Consider the following 18772-nt stretch of genomic DNA (forward strand, 5'->3'; position numbering starts at 1 on the left):
TGCATTGCTGTGGTTCCTTTGGAGTCAAGGTGGCGAAATTTACATCCTATTCTCAAAGTTCTTTGAAAGCATTTTGCAGCGGGCGTCCGCTTAGTCTGGAGATCCACCGCAATTGAGAACGCAATCGATGAAGTATTTTCACGACTAGGAGATCGACGCATGGACGCCCCTATACAGTCTGAGGTGGCTGAGTGTGGTCTTGCATGCTTGGCCATGGTCGCGGCGCACCATGGCAACAAGGCCGGGCTTCGGGAACTTCGTCGCCGGTATCCGCTCTCGCTCAAAGGCGCTACGCTGGCTCACATCATTGACGTTGGGGCAAAGCTTGGCTTTCGTTGTCGCCCGTTGAGCTTGGACATGGAGCATCTGAGCCAGCTGCAACTGCCCTGCATCGCGCATTGGGACCTTAATCACTTCGTGGTGATTGAGAAGCTCCATCGAAGCAGCGTCACTGTCCTGGACCCGGCATTTGGCAAGCGCAAGCTATCCTTCGAAGAGGTCTCGCGGCACTTTACGGGCATCGCTCTTGAGCTCCATCCAACCGCAGAGTTCCAGGTCACGCCGCCTCCAGCCGCAGTCTCGCTGAAGCAATTGACCGGAAAGATCGAAGGGCTATGGCGATCCCTCGGCTTGCTGCTGATGTTGTCAGTTGCTCTTCAAATATTCGTGCTGATAGCGCCATTCTTCATGCAATGGACAGTTGATCAGGCACTAGTCGCTTCCGATAGAGACCTTCTGACTGTACTTGGCCTCGGCTTTGGTCTGGCACTTGTACTGCAGGTATGCATCGGACAGATTCGCGGCAGAGCGGTGATTTATCTGTCGAATCGGTTGAGCCTGCAGTGGACCGGCAACGTCTTTCGACATCTCATGCACTTGCCCTTGGATTACTTTGAGAAGCGCCATCTGGGTGACGTCACCTCGCGCATGGGGAGTGTTCAGGCCATTCAGCGAACGCTGACGACAAGTTTTGTTGAAGCGCTGATCGACGGTCTCATGATGACAGTGACGCTTGGCATGATGTTGCTGTACAGCTGGAAGCTCGCTCTCGTCACCCTAATCGCCGTCGCCCTGTATGCCGTCGCGCGCGCGTTAGCATTTAATCCTCTTCGGCGCGGAACCGAGGCGCAGTTGATCGCGGGGGCAAAACAGCAGAGTCATCTGCTTGAGTCAATCCGCGGAGTTCAGTCAGTGAAGGTCGCGGGCCGCGAGTCGATTCGCCAAGCTGGCTACTTCAACCTTTTGAACGATGCCATCAACCGAGACATTTGGCTTTCGAAGTTTGGCCTGGGTTTCAGTGGCGCAAGCCAATTTGTGTTTGGTCTGGAACGCATCGCGGTCATCTGGATTGGAGCGCTTCTCGCAATGGAGAGCGTGTTCTCAGTGGGTATGCTGATCGCTTACCTTGCCTACAAGGATCAGTTCTCACAGCGCGTGGGCGCCTTGATCGACAAGTGGGTGGAACTCCGCATGCTTCGCTTACATGGTGAGCGGCTTTCTGACATTGTTCTCACGGAGCCGGAGAGCTCTTCTTTAAGGTCAGGTGGTCTGCCCCCTGATGATCTGCGTATCGAGGCCGATGGACTTGGCTTTCGCTATGCTCCTGGTGAGCCGTGGGTACTCAGGAACTGCAGCCTGGTGATTGAGCCCGGCGAATCGGTGGCCATCATCGGTCCCTCGGGTTGCGGAAAGACAACATTACTGAAGATTCTGCTTGGCCTTCTGCAACCCTCCGAAGGCGAGGTTCGAGTCGGGGGCGTGCCGCTTTCCAAGCTCGACATGGATGCCTATCGCCGAGTGATCGGAGCTGTAATGCAGGATGATCAGCTCTTCGCGGGAAGTGTGAGTGAAAATATTGCCTTCGAGGATCAGGACTGGGACGAAGATCGAGTGCGTGAGGCAGCTCGCCTAGCTGCAGTCCACGACGATATCTCTGCGATGCCAATGGGGTATAACAGCCTGATCGGAGACATGGGAACCTCCTTGTCGGGAGGCCAAAGGCAGAGGGTAATCCTTGCTAGAGCCTTGTATCGGAAACCTCGTTTTCTCCTTCTTGACGAGGCAACCAGCCATCTGGACGTGGATCGAGAGAGGCTTGTCAGCAACGCGGTGCGGAAGCTTGACCTCACCCGAGTGATCATTGCTCATCGTCCCGAGACGATCGCAAGTGCCGACCGAGTCCTCGTTATGCATGCGGGGACGATTGCTCCGGAACTGAAGCGAAGCCCTTCGGGTCCTTTGGCGAACGGAGAACAGCGTGAAAAGGTCACTGTTTCATGAGCGATTTGTTCCGAAAGGAGGCAGTGGACGCACAGCGGCGCAGCTGGCTCGGGGCGATATCTCTCGCGCAACCTGTTCGATTCTGGATTCTGGGGCTCTTCGCAGCGATAGCTGCCTCGACAATTGTCAGCTTCCTGTACCTGGGCGAGTACTCGCGCAGATCGCGGGTACTGGGTGAACTTGTGCCAGATCTCGGGCTGTCCACAGTCGTCGCTCCCTCTGCAGGTGTCGTGTCAAGGTTGAATGTGGAAGAGGGCGACCATGTTCGTGTTCAAGATGGACTGCTGACAGTGAATGTTCCAAGAGTCACGTCCTCCGGTCGCGATTCTGTGTCTACCTTGCTCGATGCCCAGAGGAGCCGAATTGCAAGCGTAAGCGCGATCAGCGAGTTTCAGGACAGACAGTTTGCAGCCCAGCAGGACGGCGCCAAAGCGCAGCGCAGCGCGATGTTGCAAGAGCTAGCCCAGATTGAGTCTGAGATCCAGACACGCGGCGAGCAGGTAAGGATCGGGCGCGAAACCGTAGCTCGCTATAGAAGCGTGGAGGGTCAGCGTTATGTGAGTCTCGTTCAGATCAACCAGCAAGAGCAATCGACACTTGAGATGGTGAACGCACAGCAGGCGCTCCAACGCCAAGCGACGTCAATTCGTAGGAGTCTGGCTGAACTGGAGCAGCGCCTTGCGGAGATTCCTCAGCAGAGGCTGTCGACTAAGGCCGCGTCTGAGCGGGACTTGGCGGCACTGAGCCAGGAAACTATTCGGATGGAGGCCGATGGCGAACTCCTTCTTCGGGCTCCCGTAGCCGGACTTGTCGCGAACCGGTTGGTCGAGGCCGGACAGGCCGTACAGCCAGGTCAGGCGATTCTTAGCTTGCTACCCGAAGGGTCCGAGCTAAGAGCGCAGTTGCTTGTCCCGAGTTCCGCGATAGGCTTCGTGAAAGTGGGTGATCGAGTTTTGCTGAGGTACCAAGCATGTCCCTACCAAAAGTTCGGTACTCATGAGGGCACCGTAATTCGCATCTCCAGAAGCGCAATGATGAAAAGTAAGGAGAGCAACGATCCAAATCAGTCCCTGTATCGTGTCTTCGTTTCGCTGGACCACCAGGATGTTCTGGCATATGGGAACCGCGAGCCACTGCGTCCAGGTATGCAGCTTGAAGCAGATATTATGGGAGAGCGCCGAAAGCTCTATGAGTGGTTACTCGAGCCGCTCTACTCTGTCACGGGAAAATTTACGAGATAGTTGATGATGCGCACATCGCGGACACGGTGCGCTCATTGCCGCCAACATGGATGGAGATACTCCAGGAGCGGCATGCGCTACCCCTCGCAGTGTTGCCGCTGCCTGCCGCGTCTGAGCGCTGTTTCAGCAGTCGCATAGAAGTCGGCAATGCGCGGAATGAACTGCTGCGGATTGGCACCGACAAGATTGGTCAGCACCACTACCGCCACGCCGCGCTCGGGATAGACCACGAAGGCCGAGCGCGCACCGCCGATACCGGCCACCTGAAGGTCGGGCGACGCGCGCAGTACCGCCCAGCCACCCGCCCACGGGCCGGCACGGCCATCCGCCAGGCGCTCTGCGCTCCACATCCGTCGCAGGGCCGTCTCCGGCAACAGGCGGCCTTCGGTCAGCGCGACCAGCCAGCGCGCGGTGTCGTCGGCGGTGGTGAGGATGCCGCCACCCGCCCACAGCGAAGGCGGTATGTCGTAGAACCAATGCGACAGGCGGGACGGCGCATCTACATCGTCGGTGGCACGCGGGGCCAGGCTGTACATCGTCGCCGCATCCGGAATCAGGTCGTAGCTGTCGCCGAAGGTGGTGCGGGCCATGCGCGCGCTGCTGAACTGGCCGGTGGCGAGGAAACGTTCGTAGGGCATGCCGGATTGCTGCGCGATGATCCGTGCCAGCAATACGTAGTTGGTCTGGTTGTAGGCGAAGCGCTGCCCAGGCGCCGCTTCCAGCGGTCGAGCTGTCACCGCCGCCCATGCCTGTGCTTCGGAACCTCCGCCCAGCAGCCCGTTCGCATCAAGGATGTCCGGAAGGCCGGAGGTATGCGCCAGCAGCTGGTGTACGCGTACGTCTCTCCACGCTGGCGGAAGATCACCCAGATATCGCGAGGCCGGCGCGTCCAGATCCAGCTGCCCCTGCTGGGCCAGCTGCGCGGCAGCCACGCCGGTGAACGCCTTGGTGGCCGAATTGAGCGGGAAGCGGGTGTCGCGCGAGGCAAGCACACCGTTCTCCACGTTGGCCAGCCCGTAGGCTTCGGAGAGCACGATCTGCCCATCCTTGACCACCGCGATCTGCAATCCCGGGATGCGCTGCTCCAGCATGATCTGGCGGATCAGGCGGCGGGTCTGGTCGTTGGCCTGGTCCTGGCTGGCAGAGACGGCGGCGAAGGGCAGGGCACTGATGAGCATGAGCAGGACTCGGAGCATTGGGCGGGACATGCGGAATTCCAGCGGGGCGTTGCGGATCGGATGCGGCGGGCGGGTCAAAGGTTTAAGCGCTCGGTGGTGCCTACCGTTCGTCGGCCCATGACCTCCGGGGGGTTGACTACAGATGTCGTCAAGCTGACAGTGACGACACGTGTAGTCAAGGGAGTGGTGTCATGCGCGGCAAGACCATCGGGGACCAGGAACTGGCCCTGCTGCAGTACATCGATGAACATGCGCCGGCCAGTGTCGGTGAGGTCGCCAGTGGCTACGGCGAGGCCCGTGGGCTGGCTCGTTCCACTGTGCTGACGATGATGGAGCGCCTGCGGGCGAAGGGGTATCTTCAGCGTCGGCAGCAGGACGGCGTCTACCGCTACCAGGCCACCCGTGGCCCGCAGAGCGTGCTGCAGGGCGCGGTGGCGCAGTTCGTCGACAACACCCTGAAGGGCTCGGTGTCGCCGTTCGTGGCCTATCTGTCGCAGCGGCAGAAGGTCAGCGACAACGAGCTGGCCGAGCTGGAAGCGCTGGTCGCCCAACTCCAATCGCGTCGCCACGAGGGCTGAGCCATGGACACCACGATGCTGATCCCGATTCTGGAACGCCTGGGCTGGACCAGCCTGCAGACCGTGCTGCTGGTGGCGCTGGTGTACGGCCTGTGCCGCGCGCTGCCGTCGCTGTCGGCGGCGACCCGCTGCCGCCTGTGGTGGCTGGTCTCGCTGCAGGCCGTGCTCGGCCTGTTCTGGAGCCAGCCGTTGCAGTTGGCCTGGCTGCCTGCCCCGCAGGCGGTGGCGATGACCGCGACCGACGTGGCCGCTGACATCGTCTACCCGCTGGCCCCGGAGGCCTCGGCACAGTTGCTGGCCGCGATGCCGATGCCTGCAGCGGACGCGCCGGCCGTGGCGTGGTGGGCCGTCGCACTGGCCGCGCTGTGGGCATCCGGCGTGCTGCTGATGGCGCTGCGTACCTTCGGTGAGTGGCGTCGCTGCCGCGCGCTGCTGGCAGCGGCCTATCCCTGCGAGGACCAGGCGTTGGTGCAGGCCCTGCAGCTGGCTTCCGATGCACATGGCGTGCGGCCTGCGCCGCGGTTGTGGATGAGCACGCAGGTGGACGCACCGCAGCTGGTCGGCCCGTTCCGCCCGGTGCTGCTGTTGCCGGCTGGCGACAATGCCCTGCAGGGCGACGCGCTGGACCTGGCCCTGACCCACGAACTGCAGCACCTGCAGCGGCGGGACCTGCAGTGGGGCCTGCTGCCTGCGCTGGCCCAGCACCTGTTCTTCTTCCATCCGCTGCTGCGCCTGTCGGTGCGTGAATATGCACAAGCGCGCGAAGAAGCGGTGGACGCAGCGGTGGTGGGCCAGCACGCTGCCAGCCGCCAGGCCTATGGCCGTCTGCTGCTGCAGCTGGGGGTGGCACCGCAGCCGCACCTGGGCGTGGCCAGTGCCGCACCGGATGCCACCAGCCTCAAGCGTCGCCTGCTCTCGCTGCAGCCGCGCCGGGCCTGCCCGCGCATCCTGGCGATGGCGCTGACTGCTGTGGTGGTGGTGGTGGGCGTGGCGCCGATGCGACTGGTCGCAGCGCCGGTGCCGCCGGCACCGCCCGCGCCACCGGCGGCACCCAAGGTCGTGGCGCCAGCACCGCCGAAGGCTCCCAAGGCTCCGGCCGCACCGCCATCCGCCGCGGGCGTGCCGGCGGCCCCGGCCGCGCCTGCAGCACCGGCCGCGCCGGCCGAACCCGCTGACGCGACCGGGCCCGACGATGCCGATGTGGCCGATGTCGACGATGCCACGGGCATGGCCGAAGACGATGAAGGCGCGACGTCGGCCGCCACCTCCATCACCACCTACGGTCGCCTCGACCTGGGCAGGTCGCCCCGGGAGGCCTTCGTTCTGGTTGATGGTGATTCGACCTTCGCCAACGGCGGCATGGACGACGTGACGGTGGCCCGCAGGCAGCTCGGCAAGGGCCCGGCGTTGTGGTTCCGCCAGGGTGACAAGCGCTACGTGGTGCGTGACCCGATGCTGATCCAGACGCTGCAGCGTGCCTACAGCGGTGCCGTAGAGCTGGGCCGCCAGCAGAGCGAACTGGGCCGCCAGCAAAGCCTGTTGGGTCGCCGGCAGGGCGAACTCGGCAGGCAGATGGGTGAAATGGGCCGCCTGCAGGGCGAGGAATCGCGCCGCATCGCACTGATCGCCGCCGAGGCCGCGCGCAGTGCGATGGCCGCGCATGACATCAACCGCGAGGCGGCGGCGGAAGCGGCAAAGGCAGCGCGCGGTGCAACCAGCGACGTGGCCGTTGCGCGTGAGGCTGCACGCGAGGCCGCCGCCGAGGCACGCCGTGCGATGCAGGAAGCCCGCAGCGAGGCCGGGCAGTCCGGCCGCACTCGTGACATGCAGCGCCTGGCCAGCCAGCAGTCTGAACTGGCCAGCCGCCAGGCAGCGCTGGGCAGCCAGCAGGCCGCCTTGGGCGAGCGCCAGGCACGCGTGCATGCCCAAGCGTCGCAGCAGGCGCAGCAGGTGATCGCGCGCGCCTTGGCCAGCGGCAAGGCCGAGCGACTCTGATCGGTAGTGCCGGCCGCTGGCCGGCAATGTGGGGTGCCGGCCAGCGGCCGGCACTGCCCTGGGGCGATCAACCGCAGCTGGCGCGCTCGATCCGGTTCTGCGCATCCACCTGCACCGTCACGCGGTCCTGGCGGAAGTCCATGGTCACCGCCATGCCCGGCTTGACCACCCGTGCACCGCGCGCGCCGCTGGCGGCCACCAGCTTCTTGATGGTGGCTTCGTCAGCCGTCTTGCCGGTGAAGGCCTCGAGCGCCTCCGGCTTGCATTCGTGCGCGGCGTCGGCCAGGGGCGCCGGCGTGGGATCGTGGGCGGTGCTGCCGCCGGCGTGACTGCAGGCGGCCAAGGGCAGGATGGCGAGCAGGACAAGGGGACTGGGACGCATCGTCGGGCTCCAGGCGTGGATGGTGGTGGCAGTGTCACCGCTGCCACCGTCAGGGCATGTCAACGCGGCCCCGTGTCATTACTGCCCGACCAGCGCCAGTGTCTCGCGCTCGCGCTGTTCCTCGCGCACCAGCCGCTGCAGCAGCAGGGCCAGGGTCACCACGTCCTGGTGATTGTGGTCGGCCACCCGGCGCAGGTTCACCGCGTCGCCGCCTCGCAGGAAGCGCAACCACGCACCGGGTGCCTCCGAGCCCGGCAGATCATCCTCGCGCACCACGCGCAGCAGCTGGCGTTCGATGGTGGACAGCTTGCAGTTCTCCCACGTGCCGCGATAGCGGCGGCGGGTGGGGTAGAGCAGGTCGACATGGTCCAGCGCGCTGATCGGGTCGCGTTGCCGGGCAAGCCGGTAACGCGCTTTCAGCAGCGGTGCGTCATAGCTGCGGCCGTTGTAGCTGCAGAACACGGTGGACGGTTGCAGCCAGCCGGCGAAGGTGGCCAGCATCGCGTCCTCGGCGGCCATGGTGGCCATCAGCAGCTGGCGGATGCGCAGGCCTTCGCCACGCCGCGGGCACACATGCCAGTCCGCAGCGCCGATCATGAAGGCGCGGGTGCCGGTGCCGCCGGCCAGGCCGGTGGTTTCGGTATCGAAGAACAGCAGGTCACGCGCAGCCACGTGCTCGCCGTCGCGACGGGCGAAATCAAGCGACAGCGGTTGTGCCGGGATCGCCTGCGGCTGCAGCGATTCGATCAGGAACAGGCCCGGTGCGATCTCCTCACCTGGCAACTGACGGTCCTGTGCGCTGGCGCGAGCAGGAGCGGCGCCGCCGCGCGTGCGCAGGCCGAGCAGGCGATGCAGGCTGCCCACTTCGGGCCGACGCAGTGCGGGCGGCGCCGTGGCAGATGCCGCAGCGCCGGTCGGCTTGTGGCGGATCTCCTGCTCGACCCAGGCGAACACCGAACGCTCGGCCGGTGGTTGCCGCGCATCGTTGGCGGCCATGGGTGCCGGTGGCGCAGGGGGCACGTCCGGCACGGCCGGTGTGCTCGCCTTCGGGTCGCCGGCCTGCCTGCGCAGCAGGCGCAGCTTGTCCAGGCTCAGGCTCACGGTGCCAGCAGCTCCATCGGATCGCGCGTGGTCACCACCACGTCGGGCACATGCTGGCAGGCATCGGCATCGAACAGGTCGAGCACGCGCAATGCCAGCGCACGTGGCGAGGTTTCATCCTCTTCCTGCGCGGCCAGCACCGGGCCGACACAGGCCGGGCAGCCGGCCTTGCAGTCGCAGCGTTGCACCAGTTCACGCGCGCGCTGCACCAGTTCGGCCTGACGCTGCCACAACGGCTCGCTGAGGCCGACGCCACCGGGGAAGTTGTCGTACAGGTACACGGTGGGCACGAACTCCTGCAGCAGCTCCACCCCACCGGGATCGCCCTCGCTGCCGCGCAGCTGGCCGCGGCCGCTCTGGTCGGCGATCGCGAACCAGGAACCATCGCCGTTGCCCACCGACTTCTGCAGGTCGCGCGCATCGGCCATCACCGCCACGGTGGCGACGATGTGCAGCGCATACGCCGCACCGAGAAAGCCATCCAGCGCATCCTGCTTGCTGGCGAACGCGCGCAGCAGCAGTGCCTGCGGCAGCTGCCACCACACTGCGGTGGTGTGCAGTTCCTGGTCGGGCAGGTTCACCGGGCCGTAGCCGATGTTCTCGTGGGTGTAGTAGCGGATCTTCTTGTAGCCGGCCACGCGCCGCACCACGTGCACTTCGCCATGGTGCGAATCGCCCCGGCCGGCCACGCCGCCATCGAAACGGTCAAGCACCTTGAGCTTGGTGAAGTCGATGCTGTCGGTGTAGTAGTCCACGTGGGTGCGGGTGACGTAGGCCTTGCGCCCCTCCCAGTCCAGCGTCTCCACCTGGTACGGCGTGGACTGCACCATGTGGATGGCGCCCTCGTACAGGGTGAGCGCGGCGGCGGAGTAATCGACCTCGGCGATGATCTGCTGGCGGCCATCGCTGCGGTCGACCACCACGAAGTTGCCGTCGGCCACCGCACGCAGGCTGACCGCGTTGGCCGGATAGCTGTCGGCGATCCATTCCCAGCGCTCGCCTTCGCGGTGGATGACTTCGGTTTCGGCCAGCGCTTCCAGGAATACCTCCGGATCGATCGGGCCGAAGCCATCGCCGACCCGGAACGGCAGTTCAAAGGCCGCGCAGCGGATATGGTCGAACAGGATCAGCGGCTGGTCTGGCGCAATGCGCGCATGTTCGGGCGAGGCTTCGGCGAAGAAGTCCGGGTGCCGCACCACGTACTGGTCCAGCGGCTGCGAACTGGCCACCATCACGCCGAGTGCGGGTTGCTGGCGGCGACCGGCACGACCGAAACGCTGCCAGGTGGCGGCCACGCTGCCGGGGTAGCCATTGAGGATGACCACGTCCAGGCTGCCGATATCCACGCCCAGTTCCAGCGCCGAGGTGCTGACGATGCCGTCGATGTTGCCGGCACGCATCGCACGCTCGGTCTCGCGGCGTTCGGTGGGCAGATAACCGCCGCGGTAGGCGCGGATGCGGGGCGGCTTGCGCGGGTCGTGGTCGAAGATGTCCTTCAGGTACTTGGTCAGCACCTCGACCATCAACCGGGTCTGCGCGAACACCAGGGTCTTCAGCCCGGACTTGATCGCGATGCGCGCGATGCGGTTGCTCTGCGAGCGCGCCGAGGCACGCAGGCCCAGGTCGGGGTTGATCACCGGCGGGTTCCACAGCAGCACCTGCTTCGGCCCGGTGGGCGCGCCGGATTCGGTGACGGCGGTGACCGGTGCCTCGATCAACGCCTCGGCATGTGCCTGCGGGTTGCCGATGGTGGCCGAGCACAGGATGAACTGCGGTTGCACGCCATAGAACGCGCAGATGCGCTTGAGCCGGCGCAGCACGTTGGTGACGTGGCTGCCGAACACGCCGCGATAGGTGTGCACCTCGTCGATGACGATGTAGCGCAGGTTCTCGAAGAACTGTGCCCACTTGGTGTGATGCGGCAGGATGGCCTGGTGCAGCATGTCCGGGTTGGACACCACGATGTCGCCATGCAGGCGGATCGCCTGGCGCGCATCGCCGGGGGTGTCGCCGTCGAAGGTGAAGGCCTTGACGCCGAGATCGCCGGCACGATTGAGTTCCAGCAGCTCGGCCACCTGGTCCTGGGCCAGTGCTTTGGTCGGGAACAGGTACAGCGCCTTGGCCTTGTCCTGCATGGCCGCGCTGACCACCGGCAGGGTGTAGCACAGCGACTTGCCGCTGGCGGTGGGGGTGACGATGGCTACGTGCTCGCCGCGCTGGCTGGCCTCCCAGGCTTCGGCCTGGTGGCTGTAGAGCTGCTCGATGCCACGTGCCTTCAGTGCAGCGGCCAGCGCCGGTGGTACCGAGTCGGGAATGGGCGCGTAGCGGCCTTCACGGCCGGGAATGGCGAAGCTGCCGGTGATGCGGTCCTGGTAGCGGCGCTGCAGGCGCGCGCTGAGCAGAGCGCCGTCGCGGGCGGGCAGGCCATCGCGGGTGGCGAGCTTCTGCTCGGCATCGGCGGTGCGCTTGGCGAGTTCGTAGGCCATGGAAGAGGAAGCGGGGACGGATTGCGAGGGGTCACATGGCACCACATCCATGTCTCAGGATGTGAGACACCACACACGGAGACGTGAACCGTTCAGTGCTCGCGTCCCGTGGTGTGGCCGCATCTCCCTTGGCTGAACAGCGGCCAGTGCAGCAACGAAATCTGAAGCCGGCATCCGTATGCTTGGGCGCTGGACGCAACCAAAGGGTGGATGGCTGTGGCACGACGTGGAACGCAGGGAGCACTCCTGGCCGGCATGCTGCTGACCGGCATCGTACAGGCGCAACAGGCTGCGCCGGTGGCGGTGCCCGATCCTGCACCCGTTCCCCCTGAAGATGCGCCGCCTGCCCCCACCGCACCGATCTCCACCACCTTGCCGCAGGACAACGTCACCACCCTCGGCGAAGTGCGTGCGCTCAAGCCCGATGACGAGCCGCTGGACCTGTACCGCTTCAAGAACCCGGTGAAGTTCGGCGATAACCGCTTCAGCCGCGACTGGAGCGAACCGCCATCGCCGGAGCAGGTCAGCATGGGCGGTGGCTACATCATGATGGGCGTGGTCAAGGGTGTGCTGGCGGCAGCCAAAGGCATCAACAAACTCACCGGCGGTCCCGACCAGATCCAGGCGGCCGTGGCGCGGCCACCCCCAGAGCTCAGTGCCGAACAGCAGCAGCGCGCGCTGCGGTTCTCACAGGAGCAGGATGCCGGCGACACAGCGCCAGTGAAGTAGGCCGGTATATCCTGCGGGCTCCCCCACCAGTAATGCTGTCATGTCCCTGCGTTCATTCTGCCTGCTGGCCGCGTTGCTGCCGGCCTCCGCCTTCGCGTCCGGTATCGCCGATGGCGGCGCCTGCCGCAATGGCGCGTTCCCCTCCCAACAGAGCCGGTTCGCGCTGGCGCGGGTGGTTGATGCACCGCGCCTGTACCTGCTCGGCGACATGGAGGGCTGCCCCGCCAAGGGCGAACCGGCCTGCCGCCAGCGCAGCTATGTGGTCAACGGCGATACGGTGGTGACCGGTCGCGACCTGGGCCGTTACCGCTGCGCGTTCTTCCCCAACAAGGTGGGCGGCAGCGCCGGCTGGGTCGACCGCAGCAAGCTGCAGCCGTTGCCGGTGGCCGTGCCCACGCTGCAGGACTGGACGGGCCACTGGAAAGATGGCGACAACGGCCTGCGCATCACGGTGCAGGGTGGACAGCTGCATGTGGATGGCGACGCCTACTGGCCCTCCGCCAACCCCACGCCGGAACAGCGCCCGTATGGGCCGAACCTGGGCCAGGTGGAAGCGCGTGCCACACCGCAGGGTGCCGATGTCGAGTTCGCCGAGGATACGTGCCGGGTGCGTGTGCACTCGCTGGGTGAGGTGCTGATCGTGGCCGACAACAGCGAATGCGGTGGCATGAACGTGCGCTTCAATGGCGTGTACCGGCGCGCGGGAACGCGTTGACCCCGCCGAAAGACGCCAGCCAAGGTTGGCGTCCACCAGGGCAACCGGCCAGTAGATCCACGCCATGCGTGGATGCCGCCCGCGATCCCATCGTCGCGGTCAGCGCCGCCGCTCCAACCACCACAGCAGCGATGCGCACAGCACGAACGCCAGCCACCACGGCCAGCGCGATCCCGGCACGGGTTGCATCAGCGACGCGGTTGCCGGGGAGCTGCCCGCCAGCGCCTGCGTGGTTGCATCGATCATTGCCTGCTGATGCAGCGCGGGCGCGTCCTTCGGGTCGAACGCATAGCGCCAGAGGGTAGCGTCACCGTGCTGCAGGCGCTGCCAGCCCGCCTCGCGCGGCCACCAGCCCGCGCAACGCAGGTCTGACGTCGCGCCATCGACGATCAGCGGCGTGCCTTCGCCGCGTGCGTTGAAGGCTTGCAGCGGCGCCTGCACGCCGCACAGCGCCTGCCGTTCGCCCGCCCAGCTGATCGGCTGTGGCGACCACAGCGCCTCAGCGCTGCCCTGCGCCCGCGCCAGCGTGGCAACCACGCCGCTCCACAGTTCGCCGTGGCGGTCATCGCGGCCGGCCAGCACCCAGCGCCAACTGTCGGTGATGGGCAGCAGGCCGATGCGGCCTTTGCCGGTAGCGCGCCAGCCACCGACAGCCTTGCCGGTGCGATCGTGCAGCAGCGCGTTGCTGCCAGGTACCTGCAGCCCCAGTGCTTCCAGTGTGGGCAGCGCGGCGTCGTGCGAACTGCGGTCTGCCTCTTCGCCGTAGCCGGTCGGCAGCGTACCCGCGGCGAGCGGGCCACGTCGTGCGGCGAGGACCGCGCTCTCGCCGTCGCCGGGAAGTTCGAGGACCTGGCTGCTGCCATCACCCCGCAGCGGCAGGCCCAGATCGTGCAGGCGCTGGCGCGCGCTGGCCGAAGGCGCGCCCGCACTGCGTACCAGCACGCCCAGTCCTTCGCGCAGCGCCTGCCGCACAGCGGCCAGCTGGGCGGCATTCAATGCCGCCAGGCTGCGCTCGTCCAGCAGCAGCAGATCGCTGCGCGCCAGCGACGCCGCGTCCAGCGGCAAGGCGCCGTCGCCGACGCTCAGGCCGGCACCGGTATCGGCCTGCACCTGCACGCGGATGCCGGCATCGGCTGCCCAGCGGCGCAGGTACTTCAGTTCGGGGCCCGGCGCGCTGGCGCGTACCTGCAGGCGCAACGGCGCCGCCGGCAGGGTCTGCTGCGGCACCGGCACGTTGTCCACCACATGGCCGTCGGCATCGAGCAGGCGCAGCTGGAACACGCTGCGGCCTTCGGCGCGGGTGATGCCACTCAACTGAACGTGGCCATCGTCGGCAACATCCGCGCGATCGACCACGCTGCCGGCCGGGTCGAGCAGTTCCGCCTTTGCCCTGGCAACGCCACGCGCCTGTGCCTGTACCTCGAAGCGTGCGCCGGGCGCGGCGTCGGCCGGTGGCTGCAAGGCGACCCAGCCGCGCGGCGGTGCTGTCGGCTGCCAACGTACGTCGCGTGGCAGTACTGCGTCGCGGTCACGCGCGACCAGGCCGGCACCAACCAGCGTCAGCGTGGAGGCCGGATGCTGCCGCAGCGCGGTGGCCAGGTCGGGTACGCGCTTTGCGCCGGGCACATCGGCAGCTTCCGGCAACAGCCACAGCGGACCTTCGCTGGCCGGGAACGCGCCGGCCCTGCTGGCATCGATTCCGAGCACAACCAGCCCGCCTGCGGGTTGCTGGCGGGTGGGCGGCACCAGGCAGAAATACAGCAGCGTGGCGACGATGACCTGCAGTCCGATCACCCCCCAGCGGCGGCCACGGTGCGTGGTGTTGTTGCGCGACTGGCGAACGCTGGCGATCGCCACGATCACAGCGAGTGCCAGGACGATCCACAGGTTCAGGCCGGAGGGGTTCATGGCTGCGCCTCCAGCGCGTCCAGGTAGCGCTGGCCCATCGCATCGGCGGCACCGCGCCGCATCGCCTGCGGCAGTGGACGCTGCAGCGCCCGCCACAACTGAGCGCGCAGGCGCTGGCGGCAGTCGCGGCAACCGGGCTCGATGCGCAGCTGCTCGATGGCGGCAGCCAGATCCAGCGCATCGGGCAGGTAGGCGGCATTGCGCTGCTGCCAGGCAGCGAGTGCATCGAGGTCGGGCACGCTGGTGTCATCACCGAGGCGCTGCCAGGCTTCAACGATGGCCCGGTCGGGCGGGGTTCGTGCGGCCAACGGCAGTTCACGACTGGCCAGTCCGGCGCGATCACCGCCGAGGCGACGGCCTTCATCGATCGGTGGCAGTTCTGGCCCGACCCGGGCCAGATAGATGCGTTCGGCCTGCTGCACCTGCTTGATGAAACCCAGCGCCTTGTAGGCAAACGGCAACGCCTGCTCTGGCCGGCCCTGGCGCAGCTCGCCTTCGGCCGACCACATCTGGTCCAGCGCGGCCTTCAGCGTGGCCCGGGTCTGCGGGTCGAGCAGGGTCGCGGCCTCGGCATGGTCATGGGTGTGGCCGTATTCGGAGAGCACATCGGTGGCGCTGCCGAACACCGGTGGCGAATCGGCATTGGACGCCTTGCCGCCGTGATCGTGGCCATGCTCATCGTGTGCCCCGGCCTCGGTGCCATGGTCGTGCTCGTGCTCGTCGTCGTGGCTGCCTGCAGCTGGCGCATCGCTGGTGGGCAGGTCGCTGGTCGGCGGCGGCTTCGGTGCGCCTTCGCTTTCCTCACCCAGGAACTGGCCGTAGCGCAGGCGCAGGATGCGCTGGTCGACACCGATCGCATCGCTGCGCTTCACGAAGTCCTCGGCGGCGAGGCTGCGTCGCTGCCGGATCAGCGCTTCGGCATCGATGATGATCTGCCGCTGGCTGCGGAAGTAGGCCGGCAGCGTCTTCTTGATGCGGCCTTCCAGTTCGGCACCGAGTGCAACCTCGGCGCTGGGCAGGCGCAGGATCACGCTGCTGCTGCGCCCGGCCTGCGGTGTTGGCGCGTGGTTGTCGCGTACTTCCAGCTGGGCGATGACATCGCTGCCGGGCTGCGCGCCCAGCGCAGCCAGGTCGAGGCTGTGCGCGAAACGCCGTGCAGTCGCTTCGCCGCTGCCGGTGAGGCCGACACTGCGGCGAACGAAGGTGATGTTCTCGCCGCTGCCCTGGGTAATGGTGATCGACAGCGTTGCCTGCGTGGCCACGGCGTAGTCATCGCTGGCTTCGAAGCGCAACGACCACTGGCGTTGCCCGGGCGTGCCCAGCACCAGGGTCGCGGCGGGCTCCAGCACGCGCACGCTGGGCGCACGATCAGCGACCACGTCCAGGCGATGCAGGCGGGTCTGGGCCAGTGCAGGTTCGCTCACCACGCGGTACAGCACAGGCACGCGCGCCACATCCTGCGCCAGCCACTGCCCATCCTGCTCGCTCAGCGGCAGCCGGCGGCCGTCGTGGAACTGCAGCCATGCCTTGTCCGGCGCGCGATCGAAGCGCAACGACCACGACAGCCGGCTGTCCGCGGCGACCTTGGCATCCAGCGCGTTCTGGGTGCGCGTGGCCTGGCCGGTATAGGCCGGTGCGTCGATCCGCAGGCGCGTGGACTGAAGGTGCAGCGGGCCGGCGGCAGCCGTGCTGACAGGCGCCGATGTGCGGGCCGGCGCGGAGTCGGGGCCGGAACGTGACCAGCCGAATGCCAGCGCAGTGATCGCCAGGCCTGCGACCCAGCTCAGGGCCAACGCCCTGCGCGGCCAGCGCTGACGCAGGTCCGGTGTCGCGCGCTCCAGCGTGGCCAGCACATGCGCGCGCTGGCGCTGCTGCAGCGGATTGAGCATGGCGGCATCGGCGAACAGCAGGTCGGCACTGTCCTCGCTGGCACCGCTGGCATCAAGCTGGCGCTGCACCCACTGTGGGTCCAGCTGGCGGGCATGTGCCGTGGCGAGCGCTGCGCAGGCGAGCGCGCTGACGGTGCCGACCACGCAGGCGATATCGAAGCCCGCCAGACGCAGCACCAGCGTCGTCGCGGCCAGCGCCCATGGCAGGCCCAGCAGCAGGGTAACGAGTGCACGTCGACGCCGTGCGCGTTGCCAGGCGTGCTGCAGGGTGTTCATGCGGCCACCCTGCGCCGGCGACTGCTGGCCATCCAGCGCTCCAGCGCGAACAGCAGCACGATGGCCAGCAGCAACCACGTGGTTGGCTCACGCGCTGGGGGCGCTATGGCGGGCAGTGCGGCCCGGCGTGGTGCCTGGTCCTGTGCATCGCCGAGGCGCGGTGACGCTGGCGGTTGCAGCGCCAGCAGCAGGGCACGCGGCAACCGCGGGTCGCGCAGCGCTGCGTTGCCTGAGGCATCCCAGTCGCCGGGTAGTGACAGCAGGACGCCGTGGCCGATGCGCTGTTGCCACAGCACTGGTGAGCCGTCGGCGTTGCGCAGCAGGATGCCGGCGTCGCCAGCAGGCTTGCCGGCGCTCACTGCACGACCGCCGTGGCGCAGCCATGCCTGCCAGCTCGCCGGCAGTGCATCGCTGCGGCTCCATACGCCGATCTCGCCGCGTTCGGGCAGGGCATCGGCCGACAGAGGAGCGAGCGGCGCCTGCATGCCCCACGCGCGCTGCAGTGCGTTCACCCAGTGCTGGGCGGCGGCCGGCGCATCGCTGTGCACGCGCAGACGCGGCACCGTCGCGGCACTCGGTTGCGGAGTGGCCGGTACCGGTTGCGGCCGCCACTGCACTTCGCGCGACAGCTGCAGGCGGGTGCCGTCCAGACCGGGCAGGGGATCGGGAACGTGCACGGTCAACGCGGTGCCCGCGGGCAGCTGTGCGTCCAACTCGCGCAGCAGGCTGGGCAGCGATGCGCTGGATGCCGGCGGTGCCTGATCGATGGTGGGGAAGCCGGGTGCCAGCCAGTGCCAGTTGCCCTCTTCGGCGGTGCCGCGCAGTGCGGCGGCGTCCAATCCGGGAGCCACTACCGTCCACTCGGTGGGGACGGGCGCGGGGCCGGTCAATGCAGGGCGTGCCAGCAGCAAGGCCAATGCGGCCAGCAGCAACAGGCGCAGCAGCAGCAACGGCCAGTCATCGAAGCGGATGCGCTGGCGCGGGCGGATCTGCGCGCGCAGCCAGCGCAGCGCGGCGAAATCCAGCGGCGTGTACGGATGGCGCCGGGCCAGATGGATCAGCAGCGGTAGCAACCACGCAGCGAGCGCGGCCAGGCCCAACGGGAACAGCAGGGTCATGCACTGCCCCCACGGCCGAACAGCGCCTGCAGGGGTTGATCCAACGGCTGGTCGAGCCAGCCGGTGGCACTGGCAATGCCGCTGGCCTGCAGGCGCGACTGCAATGCGTTGCGTGCGTCAGCGAAGCGCTGCAGGTAGTCGGCGCGGATCGCCGCGCCATCGCCCAGCAGTTCCTCGCCGGTCTCCGGATCGCGGAAGCGATGGCCGGCGTCGAACGGGAAATCGCGCTCGTCGGCGGTCAGGATCTGCAGCAGTGCCACTTCACGGCGTGCGCTGGCCAGTTGCTCCAGCAGCACGATGCAGGCCGCGTCGAAGCCATCACCCATCGCCAGCAGCAGGTCGCCCGGGCGCACGCGCTCCCACAGTGGCCGCAGGCGTTCGGCCGCGGGCCAGGTGCCGCGCGCCTGCAGGGCATGCAGTTGCAGATGCACGCGATCACGCTGGCGTGCGCCGTTCGCCGCGGGCACCAGCTGCAGTCCATCGCCATTGATCGCCAGCAGGCCGAAACGGTCGCCCTGCTGCAGCGCCAGTTCCACCACGCAGGCGGCCACGCCGCGCATGTGATCCAGGCGCGTGCGCTGCGGTGCCGCGCGATCGGCCTGGCCGGCCGAGGCGGTGGCATCGAGCAACAGCCAGACCGTGATCGGGCTTTCGCGTTCGGATTCGCGCACGAAGAAGCGGTCCGAACGCGCGTACAGCTTCCAGTCGATCTGGCGCAGCTCGTCGCCCGGTTCGTAGGCCCGGTACTGGGCGAACTCGAGGCCGGCACCGCGGCTGCGGCTGGCGTGCTGGCCGATGCCACTGGCACCGCTGGCCAGGCGCGGCCGCAGCCGCAGCAGGCGCAGGCGCGCACGCAGTTCCGGTGGCAAGGTCAGCGGGGTACCGGCGTTCACGCG

Annotated in this window: 14 protein-coding genes; 6 read left to right on the forward strand and 8 right to left on the reverse strand. The window is 67.2% G+C overall.

Features of this window, described 5'->3' with window-relative positions:
- The first annotated feature begins 159 nt into the window (after positions 1 to 159).
- Both ACUDTM_RS12965 and ACUDTM_RS12970 read left to right on the forward strand, forming a co-directional pair.
- Positions 160 to 2280, forward strand: coding sequence for a peptidase domain-containing ABC transporter (locus tag ACUDTM_RS12965; protein ID WP_088496782.1), 2121 nt, complete (start codon positions 160 to 162; stop codon positions 2278 to 2280).
- Positions 2277 to 3521 (forward strand): HlyD family secretion protein, encoded by a 1245-nt coding sequence (locus tag ACUDTM_RS12970; RefSeq protein WP_088496781.1) that lies wholly within the window; start codon positions 2277 to 2279, stop codon positions 3519 to 3521. Before ACUDTM_RS12965 ends, ACUDTM_RS12970 begins: the two co-directional genes overlap by 4 nt.
- A gap of 77 nt (positions 3522 to 3598) precedes the next feature.
- Here the strand turns inward: ACUDTM_RS12970 and ACUDTM_RS12975 are convergent, their stop codons facing one another.
- Complete coding sequence (locus ACUDTM_RS12975) at positions 3599 to 4699, reverse strand: serine hydrolase domain-containing protein (protein ID WP_088496780.1); 1101 nt, start codon at positions 4697 to 4699, stop codon at positions 3599 to 3601.
- Positions 4700 to 4890: 191 nt separating this feature from the next.
- Here ACUDTM_RS12975 and ACUDTM_RS12980 point away from each other — a divergent pair, with 191 nt between their 5' ends.
- Both ACUDTM_RS12980 and ACUDTM_RS12985 read left to right on the forward strand, forming a co-directional pair.
- Complete coding sequence (locus ACUDTM_RS12980; RefSeq protein WP_252744748.1) at positions 4891 to 5277, forward strand: BlaI/MecI/CopY family transcriptional regulator; 387 nt, start codon at positions 4891 to 4893, stop codon at positions 5275 to 5277.
- 3 nt (positions 5278 to 5280) lie between these two features.
- Positions 5281 to 7272 (forward strand): M56 family metallopeptidase, encoded by a 1992-nt coding sequence (locus ACUDTM_RS12985; RefSeq protein WP_088496779.1) that lies wholly within the window; start codon positions 5281 to 5283, stop codon positions 7270 to 7272.
- A gap of 67 nt (positions 7273 to 7339) precedes the next feature.
- Here ACUDTM_RS12985 and ACUDTM_RS12990 read toward each other — a convergent pair whose 3' ends face one another.
- The 3 genes from ACUDTM_RS12990 to ACUDTM_RS13000 all read right to left on the reverse strand — a co-directional run bounded on the left by ACUDTM_RS12990 (position 7340) and on the right by ACUDTM_RS13000 (position 11241).
- A complete protein-coding gene (locus ACUDTM_RS12990; protein WP_445391351.1) occupies positions 7340 to 7654 on the reverse strand; it encodes an I78 family peptidase inhibitor in 315 nt (104 codons plus the stop codon).
- Between the two features lie 78 nt (positions 7655 to 7732).
- On the reverse strand, positions 7733 to 8755 hold the full coding sequence (locus ACUDTM_RS12995; RefSeq protein ID WP_072167400.1) for a ribonuclease H-like domain-containing protein: 1023 nt from the start codon (positions 8753 to 8755) through the stop codon (positions 7733 to 7735).
- Complete coding sequence (locus tag ACUDTM_RS13000) at positions 8752 to 11241, reverse strand: DEAD/DEAH box helicase (RefSeq protein WP_445391352.1); 2490 nt, start codon at positions 11239 to 11241, stop codon at positions 8752 to 8754. The genes ACUDTM_RS12995 and ACUDTM_RS13000 overlap by 4 nt, the downstream gene beginning before the upstream one ends.
- 210 nt (positions 11242 to 11451) lie before the next feature.
- Between ACUDTM_RS13000 and ACUDTM_RS13005 the strand changes: the two genes are divergently transcribed.
- Both ACUDTM_RS13005 and ACUDTM_RS13010 read left to right on the forward strand, forming a co-directional pair.
- Positions 11452 to 11970 carry a hypothetical protein gene (locus ACUDTM_RS13005; RefSeq protein WP_061479909.1) on the forward strand — a complete coding sequence of 173 codons (519 nt, stop codon included), beginning with the start codon at positions 11452 to 11454 and terminating at the stop codon, positions 11968 to 11970.
- Positions 11971 to 12010: 40 nt separating this feature from the next.
- The gene (locus ACUDTM_RS13010; protein ID WP_072167397.1) at positions 12011 to 12685 is read left to right on the forward strand and encodes a hypothetical protein; all 675 of its coding nucleotides are present in this window, start codon (positions 12011 to 12013) and stop codon (positions 12683 to 12685) included.
- 99 nt (positions 12686 to 12784) lie between these two features.
- Here ACUDTM_RS13010 and ACUDTM_RS13015 read toward each other — a convergent pair whose 3' ends face one another.
- The 4 genes from ACUDTM_RS13015 to ACUDTM_RS13030 are packed head-to-tail and all read right to left on the reverse strand — an operon-like array spanning position 12785 to position 18769.
- A complete protein-coding gene (locus tag ACUDTM_RS13015; RefSeq protein ID WP_111007874.1) occupies positions 12785 to 14593 on the reverse strand; it encodes a hypothetical protein in 1809 nt (602 codons plus the stop codon).
- Positions 14590 to 16758, reverse strand: a complete 2169-nt coding sequence (locus ACUDTM_RS13020) for a hypothetical protein (protein WP_111007873.1) — start codon at positions 16756 to 16758, stop codon at positions 14590 to 14592. The genes ACUDTM_RS13015 and ACUDTM_RS13020 overlap by 4 nt, the downstream gene beginning before the upstream one ends.
- Positions 16755 to 17876 carry a BatA domain-containing protein gene (locus tag ACUDTM_RS13025; protein WP_227836867.1) on the reverse strand — a complete coding sequence of 374 codons (1122 nt, stop codon included), beginning with the start codon at positions 17874 to 17876 and terminating at the stop codon, positions 16755 to 16757. The genes ACUDTM_RS13020 and ACUDTM_RS13025 overlap by 4 nt, the downstream gene beginning before the upstream one ends.
- Entirely contained in the window at positions 17873 to 18769 is an 897-nt protein-coding gene (locus tag ACUDTM_RS13030; protein ID WP_072167393.1) for a DUF58 domain-containing protein, read from the reverse strand. Before ACUDTM_RS13030 ends, ACUDTM_RS13025 begins: the two co-directional genes overlap by 4 nt.
- Positions 18770 to 18772: the final 3 nt, after the last annotated feature.

The sequence above is a fragment of the Stenotrophomonas maltophilia group sp. vghtpe118 genome (assembly GCF_052605195.1).

Coding starts and splice junctions, on each gene's coding strand:
- ACUDTM_RS12965 (WP_088496782.1), top strand. CDS start 160: ATGGACGCCCCTATACAGTCTGAGGTGGCTGAGTGTGGTCTTGCATGC.
- ACUDTM_RS12970 (WP_088496781.1), top strand. CDS start 2,277: ATGAGCGATTTGTTCCGAAAGGAGGCAGTGGACGCACAGCGGCGCAGC.
- ACUDTM_RS12975 (WP_088496780.1), bottom strand. CDS start 4,699: ATGCTCATCAGTGCCCTGCCCTTCGCCGCCGTCTCTGCCAGCCAGGAC.
- ACUDTM_RS12980 (WP_252744748.1), top strand. CDS start 4,891: ATGCGCGGCAAGACCATCGGGGACCAGGAACTGGCCCTGCTGCAGTAC.
- ACUDTM_RS12985 (WP_088496779.1), top strand. CDS start 5,281: ATGGACACCACGATGCTGATCCCGATTCTGGAACGCCTGGGCTGGACC.
- ACUDTM_RS12990 (WP_445391351.1), bottom strand. CDS start 7,654: ATGCGTCCCAGTCCCCTTGTCCTGCTCGCCATCCTGCCCTTGGCCGCC.
- ACUDTM_RS13000 (WP_445391352.1), bottom strand. CDS start 11,241: ATGGCCTACGAACTCGCCAAGCGCACCGCCGATGCCGAGCAGAAGCTC.
- ACUDTM_RS13005 (WP_061479909.1), top strand. CDS start 11,452: ATGGCTGTGGCACGACGTGGAACGCAGGGAGCACTCCTGGCCGGCATG.
- ACUDTM_RS13010 (WP_072167397.1), top strand. CDS start 12,011: ATGTCCCTGCGTTCATTCTGCCTGCTGGCCGCGTTGCTGCCGGCCTCC.
- ACUDTM_RS13015 (WP_111007874.1), bottom strand. CDS start 14,593: ATGAACCCCTCCGGCCTGAACCTGTGGATCGTCCTGGCACTCGCTGTG.
- ACUDTM_RS13020 (WP_111007873.1), bottom strand. CDS start 16,758: ATGAACACCCTGCAGCACGCCTGGCAACGCGCACGGCGTCGACGTGCA.
- ACUDTM_RS13025 (WP_227836867.1), bottom strand. CDS start 17,876: ATGACCCTGCTGTTCCCGTTGGGCCTGGCCGCGCTCGCTGCGTGGTTG.